Here is a 13,909-nt window from a genome sequence, read left to right as displayed (position 1 = left end):
TGACGATACGCACATCTTGGGGCATGGTCAGCAGGTTTTCCTGCCCCTGTTCTTCCTAGGACGCGGAGTCCTACCCTTTCCGAAGTCCGGAAGTCAACGCACGACTGTCCGGTGGCCGGCATCCAAGCGGTTGGTCCAGCCACGGGAATCGAGATATTCCAGCAACGGAACCGCAACCCGGCGTGTTGTGTTAAGTGCCTGTCGTGCTTGGCTCGTGGTGAATGGCTGGTCAAGGCTGGCGAGGGTTCGCATTGCAAGGGCCGGCGCGGTTGGCAGCAGCACCACCCCGTCGCGCAGCCGCAGTACGCGACCCGCGCGTTCGGCAGCAGCGAGTTCCCGGGCACCGAGTCCCAGTACTGCCAGCTCATCGGCTTCGGGGGCCCGGAATGCCTCAGTTTTCAGCCTTCCCTCCAACGTGGCAATGGACGGCTCGATGGGGCCAAGATTGCCGTGGCTGCCCGGCAGCTGAACATGGCCGCCATCCTGTTCCAAGGCGGCCCCCCGGATGACGTGCGGAAGGAGCTTTCTGTCGGGCAGCTTGAGCAGGTCCTGTGCAGCGCCCATGGAAAGACCGGGGGCCAAGGGATCGCGTTCCTGCAGATCATGGACTGCAGTGTGCAAGCGATGCTGCCATGCCTCGAGGACCGGCACGTGTACCCACCAATCCTCGATGACACTAACGCCGGCCGGAGCGTCCGGGCCGGGCCCTGCCAGGAGTCCAAGCTTGAGCAACTGATCTACGTGGACCGCGCCGCGGGCTGAAACCTCGCCGAGTACGTCGCCGCCGGGATCCATGCCCGTAAGCCGTTTCGCCCAGCGGGCGACATCGCCGCGTCGCCGCAGGGCAGGCGGATCGGCGTCGAGGACGAGCGCACCGCCCAGCACCGAGCGGCTTCCCGGGTCCCGCAGTACCAACCGGTCTCCGGGAACCAGGGGCAGGCTCCTGTCGAGGACGAGGCGGGCATGCTCAACACCGAACGGACGCAAGCGTGCGGGCACCGACGCAGTGCCGACATGCACCGTGAGCTGCTCCGGCACTTCCGTATAGGCCACTCCCGTGGTCCGCCTGATGCCGAGAACTGCGGTGGTGGGCCACGCGCCGGGAGTAACCAGGGCGTCTCCACGCCGGACATCCGCAGCGGCGACGTCGCGAAGGTTCAACGCCACCCGGCTGACAGGCTCCACCGAGGCGCAGGCCGCGTCACGGCTCTGCAGGCCACGTACCTTGACAGGCCGGGAACCATCATGGCCGAGCAGCTCAAGCCGCTCCCCCTGGCTCAGTGTTCCTGCCGCCAGGGTTCCAGTCACCACCGTTCCCGAGCCGGTAATGGTGAACGAGCGGTCCACCCACAACCGAACGCGCCCGGTCATGGCCGGGGCAGGAACCTGCGCGAGGACATCGTCCAAGGTGGCACGAAGCTCCTCCAGCCCTGCCCCGTCGACGGCGGACAAAGCTACTGCAGGCGCGTCCTGCAAACCGGTCCCCGCCAGCTCGGTCCGGGTCCGTGCGAGCACGGCTGCGATCCGCGGGCCCGATGCCCTGTCCGCCCGGCTGAGGACCACCACCCCGTACCCGATTCCCAGGGCGGCCACTGCGTCCCGGTGGTCGCTTGACTGCGCCTGCCAGCCTTCGTCGGCAGCAACGACGAAACAGACCACAGGCGCCGGCCCGATGCCGGCAAGCATGTTCCCCAGGAATCGTTCGTGACCCGGCACGTCCACAAACGCCACATCCTGTCCGGACGGCAAAGTGGTCCACGCATAGCCCAGGTCAATGGTCAGGCCACGGCGGCGTTCCTCTTCCCAGCGGTCCGGCTCCATGCCGGTGAGGGCGCGGACTAAGGTGCTTTTGCCCGAATCGACGTGCCCGGCGGTGGCAACGACGTGCACTGCTTAGCCCGCCCCGGCGGCAAAGCGTCCCGCCCGGAGCGCCAGCGCGTGCTGCACCACAGCGAGGATCCGGTGGTCATCCGCAGCAGGAACGCAGCGAAGGTCAATGAGGCACGAGCCATCGTGGACACGCGGCAGGACAGCCGGATCTCCGGTGCGTAAAAGAACCGCGAGATCCTCGGGAAGTTGCAGCGCCCACCCGGGCAAGGGAACACCGGGAGCACCCCCACCGCCAACCCGGCCGTCGTGGGCTACGACTGGTAGACCGAGTGCTTCTGCCAGTTCGTCCGTGCGTCTACGCAACTGGCCGACGTCGGCATGCAGTGCCTGGACGACCGGTGGCGGTCCGCCCGCAAGAGTCGCCTCAAGGGCAGCCAGGGCGAGTTTATCCGCGCGCACGGCACGGGCCAGGGGGTGGCGGGCCAAGCGTTCGATGATCTCCTTGCGCCCCAAGAGCAAACCGGCCTGGGGGCCGCCCAGCAGTTTGTCACCGCTGGCGATGACGACGTCGGCCCCTCCCGCCAGAGCCGAGGAAACATCGGGTTCGTCGGGCAGGTAGGGGTCGGGAGCGAGCAGCCCGCTGCCGAGGTCGGCCACGAGCGGTACGCCGCTTGCCTTGGTCACAGGACTGAGCTCCTCGAGCGCCACCGACAAGGTGAAGCCCTCTACCCGGAAGTTGCTCGGGTGGACTTTGAGGACACAACCGGTGTCGGGGCCAAGGGCCTTCTGGTAGTCGAGCAGGTGGGTCCTGTTCGTAGTGCCCACCTCGCGAAGCCTTGAGCCGGTGGACTCGATCAGGTCGGACAGACGGAAGCCTGCGCCGATCTCCACAAATTCCCCACGGCTCACCACCACCTCCCGACCCGAGGCGAGGGCTGTGGTGGCCAGGACCAGCGCGGCCGCTCCGTTGTTGACCACCAAGGCGTCCTCGGCTGCAGGGCAGGCATGCAGCAACGCGGCCCTTGCGCCCGCCCCGCGGCGGGAACGGCCGCCACTGGCAAGATCGATCTCCACGTCGACGTAGCCGCTGGCGCCAACAACGGCGTCGACCGCATCAGCGGACAAGGGTGCGCGGCCAAGGTTCGTATGGACGATAACGCCCGTGGCATTCAGGACAGGGCGAAGGCTTGTCGCCCTGTGGTCAGCGACGGCTGCCAGGAGAGCCGGTTCAATTTGGGCGGGGTGGAGGTCGCCGCGCCGGGCCTGGTCCTGGAGGTCCCGGACGAGTCCGCGGATGACGTGTCCGCCCATTCGTGTACGGGCTTCGAGGACGGCCGGCAGGGCCAGGAGGTCATTGGTGCGGGGAATCAGCCGGCGGGGATCTACGTTGTCCACAGCGCCTCCTCGTCTCGCGGCATCTGCACGCCGGTGCCTGGCGGTGGCGGACGGGAATCGAACCCGCCAGGCCGAGATGCTCGGCCTCACCGGTTTTGAAGACCGGGGGGCCCACCAGGACCCGGACGCCACCGCGCCTCAATATAGCAGGTTGTTTTCGGGGGTTAGGCTGAACGGGTGAATGAGACCCAGGCAACAATCACCGAACCCGCTGGTGGCACGGAGACTGCAATCCGTCTGACCGAGTACGCGCACGGTGGGGGCTGCGCCTGCAAGATCCCTCCAGGAGAACTTGAAGATGTGGTTCGCGGCCTGATCGGCCAACCGGGCGCAGAGGTCCTGGTCGGGCTGGACAGTGGCGACGACGCGGCAGCGGTCCTGGTGCGCGAGGACCTGGCAGTTCTCTCCACTGCGGACTTCTTCACCCCGGTGGTCAACGATGCTTTCGACTGGGGCCGGATTGCAGGCGCCAATGCCCTCTCCGATATCTATGCCATGGGAGGCCGACCCGTCACGGCGATCAACCTGGTCGGCTGGCCCCGGGGCGTGCTGCCGATGGAACTGATGACCGAGGTACTCCGCGGGGGCCTGAGTGTCGCTTCCCAGGCGGGGTGTCCAGTGCTGGGCGGGCATTCCATTGACGATCCTGAGCCGAAGTACGGCATGGCCGTGACCGGCGTCGCTCATCCCGACAGGCTGCTCCGTAACGACGCGGCGCAGCCGGGGCTGCCCATTACGCTGACCAAGCCGCTCGGCGTCGGACTCCTGAACAACCGGCACAAAAAGACCGGTGAGGTTTTCGCCGAGGCGGTCGAGACGATGGCGGGCCTGAACCGCGAGGCTTCGGAAGCGGCAGTGGCCGCAGGCGTTCGGGCCGCCACGGACGTGACCGGTTTCGGCCTCCTGGGCCACCTGCACAAAATGGTCCGCGCCTCAGAAGTTGGCGCGGTGATCGACCTCAAGGCCGTACCACTGCTCGATGGCGCCTTGGAAGCACTGCGTGACGGCTTTGTCTCCGGAGGAACCCGCCGGAACCTCGATTGGGTGCGGCCGCATGTGGCGACGGCGGCCGGCATCACCGAGGACGATCTGCTGTTGCTGGCCGATGCCCAGACCTCAGGCGGCCTGTTGGTGGTCGGTGAACTCCCGGGATATCCGGTCATTGGCCACACCACGGCCGGTCAGGGAATCGAGGTCCGTTAGGGCGGACGGCTGTTTCAGCTGCCGGTAGTGATGGCGTCGTTGGTGACGCCGGCAGCACGGCGGGCAGCCAGCCGCTTCTTCTGAGGTTCGATCGTGTAGCGCGGATCCCGTGCCGAGGCCATGCCGGCCTCGAATACCCCGAACCGTGTGAGGGCCGAGGCAGCCAGCAACGCGAGCCCCGAAGCCGCCGCGACCGCGCGGTTGCGACCTGCCAGCAATGCGCCAAGGCCCCCGGCAACCGCCAGCCGCTCGCTCCATCTGAGCATGGTCCCGGCTTTGCCCTGGTGCAGTGGCTCCGCAGCCACCGGGTCCATCCGGCGTTCCATCACCTTCATTGCCGCCACATCACCCAGTACACCCAGTACGGCGAGTTTCCGGGCAGGACCTGCCTCGTGTACTGGTGTGGTGACCATGGCAAGTCCAGCCGAGGCAAGGCAGGCCGAACTCACGAAGACAAACGGCAATTCCTCGTGCGCGGCGTTCCACGTAGGTGTGGCGGTGTCCCCCAGCAGGACGGCCGTGTACGCCGCCAACGGACCTGCAAACACTGCTGCCTCAATTCCGGCAGGTCCCTCGACTGCCTGCAGCACCTTCCGCAACGGACCCAATGGCAGCTTTGACCCCGTCATCCGGTCAAGCTCCGCCACTGCCGTGACTGCCGTTCCGGCGCTGAACGCGCTGAGGATCCAGGAACCAACGCTCATCGGCGAGGTCACTTTGAAGGTCCGCAGCATGTTCAGGAAGCGCTCGGGCCTGCCCAGGTCCCTCACCAGCGCCACTGCGCCCACGCTCACTGCTGCCAAGGAACCCAACCGCGCATTCCGTCGCAGCGTCGGGCGTCCCGTCAATTGCCCACCGAGGCCAAGCAGTGCCGAACCAGCTGCGACGCCGCCAAGGAACAGATAGAGCGCAACATCCTCACCCCAAGGCGCCGGCTTGACCACGGGGCGGCCATAGTAGGAGCCGAACTCTGCTTCGGGAACCATGGGCATTTCCCGTGAGCCGTCCCCTGCGTCCCGGCGGCGGCGAGTGCCTGCTATGCCGTCCGGTCGCCGAAGGCGGACTGGCTCAGCCGGCCGCACATTATCGAACTCCGAGAGCGTCACGCGCGTCCTCCCAGGAAAGCCAGCGCAGCCGCCGCGGCCATACCCGCTACAGCCATTCCGGCCCTGCGGTACATTTTCGGCAGGTCGGCTGTCGGCACCCGGGGGTCCGGCGGAAGTCCATAGACTTCAGGTTCGTCCAGCAGCAGGAAGACCGATCCTGTTCCGCCGACCCCGTCGTTTTCGTTCGCACCATACAGCCTGGCTTCCGTCAGGCCTTTGGCGTGCAGCTCGGCAACGCGAACCTTTCCCGTCTCCACCATGTCGTCGTGGTCGCCGAACTTGATCGACGTCGTCGGGCAGGCCTTTGCGCACGCGGGCGTCTCGTCGTCGACCAGCCGGTCGTAACAGAGGGTGCACTTCTGGGCGATTCCAACATTCGGTATCGCGGGATGTTCGTCGTGCCGGTCATTCCTGCTTGTGGCCACTTTGACCGTGCCGTCGCTTCGGCGCTCGATGACTCCGAAAGGGCACCCCGCCACGCAGGTTCCGCAGCCGTTGCAGACGTCGTCCTGTACCACCACGGTTCCGAATTCGGTACGGAAAAGAGCTCCGGTGGGGCAGACGTCGAGGCAACCGGCGTGCGTGCAGTGCTTGCACACATCGGAGGACATCAGCCATCGGAAATCTGCTGTGTCCGGCGGGGTGGTGTCGGCCTCGGCGAGGTCGCTGTCTTCAGGCGCCACTGGCGTCGGAGGCCCGATGCGCGGCATCCCCAGGTTGACCAGCGCGCGGCCTGAATTCCGCGCTTCGACGATTCGCTCCTGGCCCTGCTCGATGAAGGCGACGTGCCGCCAGGTGCTGGCACCGAGAGATCCAGTGTTGTCATAGGACGAACCGAGCAGCTCTAGGTTTCCGTCCTGCGGATTGTGGTTCCACTCCTTGCAAGCGACTTCACAGGCCTTGCAGCCGATGCAAATCGAGGTATCGGTGAAGAACCCCTTGCGCGGATGGTTGTGCTCCCAGTGGGCATCGGTGGTGGGGTCGGTCGGTCCGGACAACTGGCCCATTCAGTCCTCCAACTTCGGGTCGGTAGCAGGGTCAACGCCTTCGGCAGCCGGGGCTGTGACGGCTGCGTTGCCGGTCTCAACGGTCACCCCGGCCCGCTCCCGATACTCGGCAACAAGGGCAAGTAATTCCTCTCCACGTGGCCGGCGGCCCGGGCGGATGTCGCAGGAAGCGACCTTCGATTCCTGGATCTGGACGTTGGGATCCAGGGTCACACCAAGGAGGTCATTGGCCGCGTCACCGCTGACGACGGCGTTGTTGCCGACACCCCAGTGATAGGGCAGCCCGATCTGGTGCACGGTATGGCCGCCGACTTTCAACGGTGCCATCCGGTCGGTGACCAGCACCTTCGCCTCGATCGCGGAGCGTGGCGAAATGATCGTGGCCCAGCCGTAAGGCTCAAGTCCCCGTTCAGCTGCCAATTCGGGTGAGACCTCGCAGAACATTTCCGGCTGCAGTTCGGACAGGTACGGCAGCCACCGGCTCATTCCGCCCGCCGTGTGGTGCTCGGTAAGCCGGTACGTCGTGAACACGTAAGGGTAGACGTCCGCGCCACTGGTTCCGGCGCTCGGCGCAGTCGGGTTGTCCGCGCGGGGGAAGACCAGCCGGGCCGGGTTTTGCTGCTGCGGGTAGAGCGCATTGGCCACGGGCGATTCCTGGGCCTCGTAGTGGGTGGGCAGAGGGCCGTCCAAGAGGCCCTTGGGCGCGAACAGCCAGCCCTTGCCGTCGGCCTGCATGATGAAGGGATCGTCCCCGCTCAATGCTGCAGCGCCACCGACGGAAGGATCAGGATGGCTGCCCGGCGCACGGTCCACCGGGAAGTCGGGCACGTCCTCGCCGATCCATTTGCCCTGCTCCTGATCCCACCAGACGTATTTCTTCCGTTCGCTCCATGGTTTACCGGCAGGGTCGGCCGAAGCCCGGTTGTAGAGGATCCTGCGGTTCGCCGGCCAGGCCCAACCCCATTCCGGGGCAGCGGGACCCTGCTCTTGGCCCGGTTTGCGGTTGGCGGCATGGTTGACGCCGTCAGCGTATACGCCGGTGTAGATCCAGCAGCCTGCCGCCGTAGAACCGTCGGCACGAAGTTCGGTGTAGGCGGAGAGTGGCTTCCCGGCCTCGGGCCCCTCAAGGTGGCGGCCGTTGATCTCGGCCAGTACTGCCTCCGCGTCCGGTTCGCCGTGTTCGTCCGTGGAATAGTCCCAGGTGAGGTCAAGCAGCGGCCGGTCGCGTTCGTCGTCGGATCCTGCAAGCTTTTCCCGGATCCGCTGGCCAAGCTCGAAGAAGAACTGAAGCTCACTTTGGCACTCCCCTGGCGGCGCCACGGCCTGGTGCCGCCACTGAAGCAGCCGCTGGGTCTGCGTGAAGGACCCGGCCTTCTCCACATGTGTTGCTGCCGGGAGGAAGAACACCTCTGTTTCGATGTCCTCGGTCCGCAGCTCCCCGGATTCGATCTCGGGGCTGTCCTTCCACCAGGTCGCCGACTCAATGAGGTTCAGGTCTCGAACCACCATCCACTTCAGATGCGCCATGGCCAGGCGTTGCATCCGGCCATGGGCAGAGCCAACTGCGGGATTCTGTCCAAGCACGAAGTAGCCTTCCACTTCGTCCTCGAGCATGCCCATCACGGTCTCGTAGGTTCCGTGTGCTCCGGTCAGCCGGGGCAGGTAATCGTAGGCCCAGTCGTTATCAGCGTTCGCGGCCTCTCCCCACCACGCTTTGAGCAGGCTGATGGTGTAGGCGTCCGCGTTGGCCCAGTAGCCCTTCTGTTGTTTCGAGCCGATGGTTGCCAGATATTCATCGAGGGTGTCGTGACGGCCTGCACTGGGCATTGGCAGATAACCGGGAAGCAGGTTGAACAGGGTGGGGATGTCCGTGGAGCCCTGGATGCTGGCATGTCCACGCAGGGCCATGATCCCACCGCCGGGGCGCCCCATATTGCCCAGCAGCAGTTGCAGGATGGCGGCGGCACGGATGAACTGGGCTCCCAGGGAATGCTGTGTCCAACCGACGGCATAGGCGAAGCACGTGGTCCGGTCGCGTCCCGAGTTTTCCGTGATGGCGCGGGCCAAGTACTCGAAGTCCGCAACGCTGATGCCGCACATGTCCTGCACCATGTCGGCCGTGTACCGGGTATAGTGCCGCTTCACGATCTGGAAGACCGTCCGCGGATCCTGCAGGGTGTCATCACGCTCAACCTCTGCGTGCTCCAAGGGCGGGCCGCCACTGCCGTAGGCGTGACCGGCGGCCCGGGCGGTAGCATCGGCGCCGTGCTCGGAACCGGGACCCGGTTCGTCGATGGTGCCCTCGCCCCGTTCGGAATAGGACCACGAGGACGTGTCGTACGCGCCCCTCTCGGGATCGAAGCCCGAGAACAACCCGCCGAGATCCTCGGCGTCGCGGTAATCGTGGTGCACCAACGTGGCGGCATTGGTGTAGGCGCTGACGTACTCCTTGAACCAGAGGTCGTTGGAGATTACGTAGTTGATCAGGGCGCCCAGGAGCACAACATCGGAGCCTGCCCGGATGGGAATGTGCTTGTCCGAGACCGCGGAAGTCCGCGTAAACCTTGGATCAACGTGGATGACCTTGGCGCCACGGGCCTTGGCCTCCGCCACCCACTGGTAGCCGACAGGATGGCACTCGGCCATATTGGAACCCTGGATAACGATGCAGTCAGCGTTGGCCATGTCCTGCAGCGATTGCGTAGCACCGCCGCGTCCAAATGAGGCTCCCAAACTGGGAACCGTGGCGGAGTGTCATATGCGGGCCTGGTTCTCGACCTGCACCGCCCCCGCAGCCGTGAACAGCTTCTTGATGAGGTAGTTTTCCTCGTTGTCCAAGGTCGCGCCGCCCAGCGAAGCTATGCCCATGGTTCGGCGCAGCAGCCGGCCTTGGTCATCGTGTTGTTGCCACGTCCGGCGGCGTGTCTCGATGAACCTGTCTGCGATCATTTCGACGGCGGTATCGAGGTCCAGGTGCTCCCACTCGCTGGACTTCGGTGCACGGTAGAGCACCCTGGTCTGGCGACCGGGAGAGTTGACCAGTTGTTCACTGGCTGAGCCTTTGGGACACAGTCGGCCGCGGGAAATCGGCGAATCCGGATCGCCTTCAATCTGGATGACTTTCTCGTCTTTGACGTACACGCGCTGTCCACACCCGACGGCGCAATACGGACAGATGCTTTGCACCACGCGGTCGGCAGTAGCTGTCCGGGGGGTTATCGCCTTGGTCTTGGCCGACGTCACCGCCGGTCCACGGCCAAAGAGGTCGCCCGTACTCAACTGACGGACGACCGGCCATTGAAGAAAACTTCGCGGCGCCATTTGTGGAGCATAACCCAAACCACTGCGGCAGCAACAGGACCACTGGTTCGTGTCGCCATAGCGGTCGCGGACGGACGACGGCGGGTGCGCGGCCGCCGTCGTCGGCTTCCATTAGGGTGACAGGCGCCAAGTCGCCGCTCCTCCGGCAGTACCCACAGCTACACGCAGTTTTTTCGTTTAATGGTGGAAGGAGCGACGCTCCGGCAGCCATAGGGAGGAACATCATGACGCAGCGGGACAGCACCGATGGTGACCCTGGGTTCCTGACGATCGACCAACTGCTGGCTGAGAGCCGCAGCGGGCTGCAGCGTGTTCAACCGGCAGACCTGGAACGGGAGATGGAAGGCGGTGCCCTGGTTGTCGACACACGGCCAGTGGAGCAACGGGACCGCGACGGTGAGCTTCCCGGAGCCGTCATCATCGACCGGAACGTTCTCGAATGGCGGCTTGACCCCTCCAGCGCCCACCGCATCCCAGCCGCCGGCGACGCATCCCGGCGGATCGTGATCGTCTGCAACGAGGGCTACAGTTCCAGCCTTGCCGCGCACACCCTGCAACGGCTGGGGCTGCCCCATGCGACGGACCTCGTGGGCGGATTCCAGGCCTGGGCGGCACTGAAGCGCACCGAATCCGACTAGCTCCGAAGGGCCGGTTCGGCGGAGCCCGCCTGCTCGTCACTTCGTGTTCACAAAGCAACCCCCCGGCGTTAATTACCAGTCAGTAACACTTGGAGGGCGCTTCACAGCGACCCCCTTCACAGACGAAAGACTGGATCCCCCATGCCTCATTTCCAGGCAAAACACAGAGTCATCCGGAATGGCGATGCATACGCAAGGCTGCTGACCGCGGCTGCCATCACCGCCGGCCTCGCCCTGGGAGCACCCCTCCCGGCCCAGGCTGCGGACACAAACCCCAACGGCACCGACAATCACTTCGACTTGCAGGCACACCGTGGCGGCATCGGACTGACCGTCGAGTCCACCCTGGCCTCCTTCGCCAAGGGCATCGAGACAGGCGTCAGCACCCTGGAGATGGACCTCCAGATCACCAAGGACGGCCGCGAGGTCATTACGCATGACCGGAAGATCAGCGGCCAGAAGTGCAAGGACACCGCACCTGTTGTCCCGGGTGACCCTTCCTACCCCTACGTCGGCAAGTACATCAAGGACCTCACCTTCGCCCAGGTCCGAAGCCTGGACTGCGGGTCCCAAACGCTGCCTCAGTTCCCCGGACAGCAAGCTTCTCCCGGGGCCAAGATGCCAACCCTCGCAGAGGTCTTCGACCTGGCCAACCGATACAGGGCCAGCCAGGTCAAGTTCAATATCGAAACGAAGGTAGAGGCCGGCGCGCCGCAGGAGACGGCTCCGCGTGAACAGTTCGTCGATGTGGCCCTTCGCGAAATCAACGCCGCGCATATGGCTGAACGGGTCTCCATCGAGAGCTTCGACTGGGGTTCGCTGCGCCTGGTGAAGGAACGCCAGCCCGGCATCCGCACTGTGGCCCTGACGAACAAGGACTTCCTCCAGGCCGGACAGCCGGGCAAGTCGCCTTGGCTGGGCGGCATCGACGCTGACGACTTTGGCGGGGACCTGGTGGACGCGGCCGCTTCCCTTGGCTTCGACGCCATCTCCCCCGTCCACGGCGCACCGCAGAACGGAACCGTCACCGATCCCGGCTACGTCCCGTACGTGACAACGGACATGGTCAACCGCGCACATGCCAAGGGCATGCAGGTCATCCCGTGGACCGTCGATGACAAACCGACCATGCGCAAGCTCATGGACGACGGCGTCGACGGCATCATCACCGACTACCCGGACACGCTACGGGAAGTCGTGGCAGAGAGGGGCCTGAAGCTGCCCAAACAGTACAACCTGGAACCGGGCAAATCAGCTGTCAAGTAGTGCGTCAGCGCCGTTCAGTGCCATTGACTTCCGGCTCCCGGACTTGCCAACTGGATACTAAGCATGCTTAGTATGAATGCAAGCCGAATGCGCACGGCTGCCAACCAGAGGAGGAACACTATGGGACTGGGCGACAAGATTGAGAACGCTGCCGAAAAGGCTGGCGGCAAGGGCAAGGAAGCTGCCGGCAACGCCACTAATGATGAGAGCCTGAAGGCCGAAGGCCAGGCCGATCAAGCCAAGGGCGATGTGAAGCAGGCCGGCGAGAAGGTCAAAGACGCTTTCAAGCACTGACCAAGGTTTACGGGAAAGGCGCGCACAGCGAACGGGGCGCGCCTTTTTCGTGCCCTCGAAGCCTCCGCCCAAACACCCGGTGAACAGTTCACGAAAGCGTTCTGAACGACGGCGTGTGCATGCCAACTCCCCTTCCTGAACGTCCTAGCGTGAAACCGTGATCAACCCCAATCTTCGCCACCGCCGCGCGGTTATCGCCGCCTTGGCCGTGTCGCTCCCCTTCTCCTTCCTCGCCCCGGCCGGCCCCTCCAGCGCGGCATCCGCGACCCCGCCCCGGGACCAGCAAGCGGCCGCACCATCACAGTCCGGCCATCTCGACCTTGGCGCACCGGATCAGCCTGAAACCCGCACTGTCACGACTTTGGCGCCCGGCCTGACCCGCACGGCCATCAGCCGCGGCACGCCGAACGCTGACTTCTCCTGGACGGCCGAGGTAGCCCTTCCCTCAGCTTCCCCCGATCCGGACGCCCCAGCCTCCGCACTGTCCACCCAGGCCCAGGCCCAAAAGGTCGCCGACAAGCTCAAAGAAGCAGGTGTCGCCGCCAGGGTCGAGCACGTCCAGTCACCCCAGCTGGCCGACGCCGGAGGAGATCTGGGCTACCGGGTCCGCGCCGGAGCGTTCCCCACCAAAGCTGAAGGCACCGACACGGTCTCACGCATCAAAGCCGCAGGCTACACGTCCTCCGTGATCTACACAGGCTGGGACGGCGACCAAGGTTCAAGCGAAAACAGCCGCGGCCCCTGGAACTTCCAGGTTCTCACCATTGACCCGAAGGACTACCGCGGCCAATTCACTTCGTCCTTCGGCCCGAACCTCGAAGACAGGGAAACGACCAGCCAGCTCAGCGCAGCCGCCGGTGCTTTGGCAGCGGTCAACGGTGGCTTCTTCACCATGGATCCGAAAGCAGGCGCCCCGGGCGACCCCGCCGGAGCATCCGTACATGACGGCAAGCTCCTCAGCGAACCGGTCGGCGACCGCCCTTCTCTGGTCATCGGCGCCAAGAACGGGACCTCCATCCAGCGGCTGCGCTGGCAGGGCTCCGTCAGCGCGCCGGGCAAAGGCGGCGAACTCACCTTGGACGGGATCGACCGGGTTCCCGGGCTCATCCGCAACTGCGGCGGCGTCGGCGACAACCCGACGTCGCTGCCACTGCATGACATCACCTGCACCCACGCCGACGAGATTGTCGAGTTCACCCCCGAGTTCGGGCCCTCCACCCCTGCCGGGGCCGGGACGGAAGTGATCCTCAACGCCGCGGGAACAGTCACAGCCGTAAACGACAGCCGCGGCACCACAGTCCCTGCGGGTGGAAAGACCCTGCAGGCCATCGGTGCGGAGGCGGACAAACTTGCCAGCCTCGCCACGGTCGGGCGCCACCTCAAGGTCACCACGGAACTTCTCGGCAGCAACGGAAAGGCGTTGAAAACCGGTGGGGGCACCGACGTCGTCAACGGCGGTCCGATGCTCGTTGAAAACGGGACCTTGAACGTTACTCCCAAGCGTGACGGCATGGTCCACAGCAACGACAGCAACAGCTTCTATTACGGGTGGGTCCACAAGCGCAACCCCCGCACCATCGTCGGTGAGGATGCCCAGGGCCGCACACTGATCGTCACCGCGGACGGTCGCCAGACCTCCTCGTTGGGACTGAGCATCAAGGAAGCAGCTGATGTTGCACGGTCCCTCGGGATGGTCAACGCCATGAACCTTGACGGTGGCGGATCGACCACGATGGTCCAGGACGGCCAGGTGGTGAATTCGCCGTCCGACGCTACAGGCGAACGCCCCGTCGGGGACGCGCTCCTCCTGCTACCCGCCAGGAACTGAACGACGGCGGGCAAGAGGCCG

The 13,909-nt window shown here is 65.3% G+C and carries 10 protein-coding genes and 1 tRNA gene; 5 read left to right on the top strand and 6 right to left on the bottom strand.

Going from position 1 to position 13,909, the window contains the following annotated elements:
- Positions 1-93 precede the first annotated feature (93 nt).
- The 3 genes from selB to N5P29_RS09810 all read right to left on the bottom strand — a co-directional run bounded on the left by selB (position 94) and on the right by N5P29_RS09810 (position 3,358).
- Positions 94-1,890, bottom strand: coding sequence for a selenocysteine-specific translation elongation factor (gene selB / locus N5P29_RS09820; protein ID WP_262278375.1), 1,797 nt, complete (start codon positions 1,888-1,890; stop codon positions 94-96).
- A gap of 3 nt (positions 1,891-1,893) precedes the next feature.
- Entirely contained in the window at positions 1,894-3,225 is a 1,332-nt protein-coding gene (gene selA / locus N5P29_RS09815; RefSeq protein ID WP_262278374.1) for an L-seryl-tRNA(Sec) selenium transferase, read from the bottom strand.
- 38 nt (positions 3,226-3,263) lie between these two features.
- A tRNA-Sec gene (locus N5P29_RS09810) sits at positions 3,264-3,358 on the bottom strand.
- A 65-nt stretch (positions 3,359-3,423) separates the two neighbouring features.
- On the opposite strand from N5P29_RS09810, the gene selD reads away from it, so the two are divergent.
- Positions 3,424-4,428 (top strand): selenide, water dikinase SelD, encoded by a 1,005-nt coding sequence (gene selD, locus N5P29_RS09805; protein WP_410007919.1) that lies wholly within the window; start codon positions 3,424-3,426, stop codon positions 4,426-4,428.
- Positions 4,429-4,442: 14 nt separating this feature from the next.
- Here the strand turns inward: selD and nrfD are convergent, their stop codons facing one another.
- Genes nrfD through fdh form a run of 3 tightly spaced genes read right to left on the bottom strand, consistent with a single transcriptional unit; the run spans position 4,443 to position 9,862 of the window.
- Positions 4,443-5,534 (bottom strand): NrfD/PsrC family molybdoenzyme membrane anchor subunit, encoded by a 1,092-nt coding sequence (nrfD, locus tag N5P29_RS09800; RefSeq protein ID WP_262278372.1) that lies wholly within the window; start codon positions 5,532-5,534, stop codon positions 4,443-4,445.
- On the bottom strand, positions 5,531-6,541 hold the full coding sequence (locus tag N5P29_RS09795; protein ID WP_262278371.1) for a 4Fe-4S dicluster domain-containing protein: 1,011 nt from the start codon (positions 6,539-6,541) through the stop codon (positions 5,531-5,533). The genes nrfD and N5P29_RS09795 overlap by 4 nt, the downstream gene beginning before the upstream one ends.
- Entirely contained in the window at positions 6,542-9,862 is a 3,321-nt protein-coding gene (gene fdh / locus N5P29_RS09790; protein ID WP_262278370.1) for a formate dehydrogenase, read from the bottom strand.
- Between the two features lie 224 nt (positions 9,863-10,086).
- Here fdh and N5P29_RS09785 point away from each other — a divergent pair, with 224 nt between their 5' ends.
- From N5P29_RS09785 to N5P29_RS09770, 4 genes are all read left to right on the top strand, one after another.
- Positions 10,087-10,500, top strand: a complete 414-nt coding sequence (locus tag N5P29_RS09785; RefSeq protein WP_262278369.1) for a rhodanese-like domain-containing protein — start codon at positions 10,087-10,089, stop codon at positions 10,498-10,500.
- 141 nt (positions 10,501-10,641) lie between these two features.
- Positions 10,642-11,766 (top strand): glycerophosphodiester phosphodiesterase, encoded by a 1,125-nt coding sequence (locus N5P29_RS09780; protein ID WP_262278368.1) that lies wholly within the window; start codon positions 10,642-10,644, stop codon positions 11,764-11,766.
- Between the two features lie 120 nt (positions 11,767-11,886).
- A complete protein-coding gene (locus N5P29_RS09775; RefSeq protein WP_262278367.1) occupies positions 11,887-12,060 on the top strand; it encodes a CsbD family protein in 174 nt (57 codons plus the stop codon).
- A 157-nt stretch (positions 12,061-12,217) separates the two neighbouring features.
- Positions 12,218-13,888, top strand: a complete 1,671-nt coding sequence (locus tag N5P29_RS09770; RefSeq protein ID WP_262278366.1) for a phosphodiester glycosidase family protein — start codon at positions 12,218-12,220, stop codon at positions 13,886-13,888.
- Positions 13,889-13,909: the final 21 nt, after the last annotated feature.

It is taken from the genome of Paenarthrobacter sp. JL.01a (assembly GCF_025452095.1).
Lineage (GTDB): Bacteria > Actinomycetota > Actinomycetes > Actinomycetales > Micrococcaceae > Arthrobacter.
Note: the sequence above shows the minus strand (reverse complement) of the source record. Positions and strands in the feature narration are given on the sequence as shown.

Bases quoted from the DNA above. Each gene is read 5' to 3' on its own strand.
- N5P29_RS09785 (WP_262278369.1), top strand. From the start codon at position 10,087: ATGACGCAGCGGGACAGCACCGATGGTGACCCTGGGTTCCTGACGATC.
- N5P29_RS09780 (WP_262278368.1), top strand. From the start codon at position 10,642: ATGCCTCATTTCCAGGCAAAACACAGAGTCATCCGGAATGGCGATGCA.
- N5P29_RS09775 (WP_262278367.1), top strand. From the start codon at position 11,887: ATGGGACTGGGCGACAAGATTGAGAACGCTGCCGAAAAGGCTGGCGGC.
- N5P29_RS09795 (WP_262278371.1), bottom strand. From the start codon at position 6,541: ATGGGCCAGTTGTCCGGACCGACCGACCCCACCACCGATGCCCACTGG.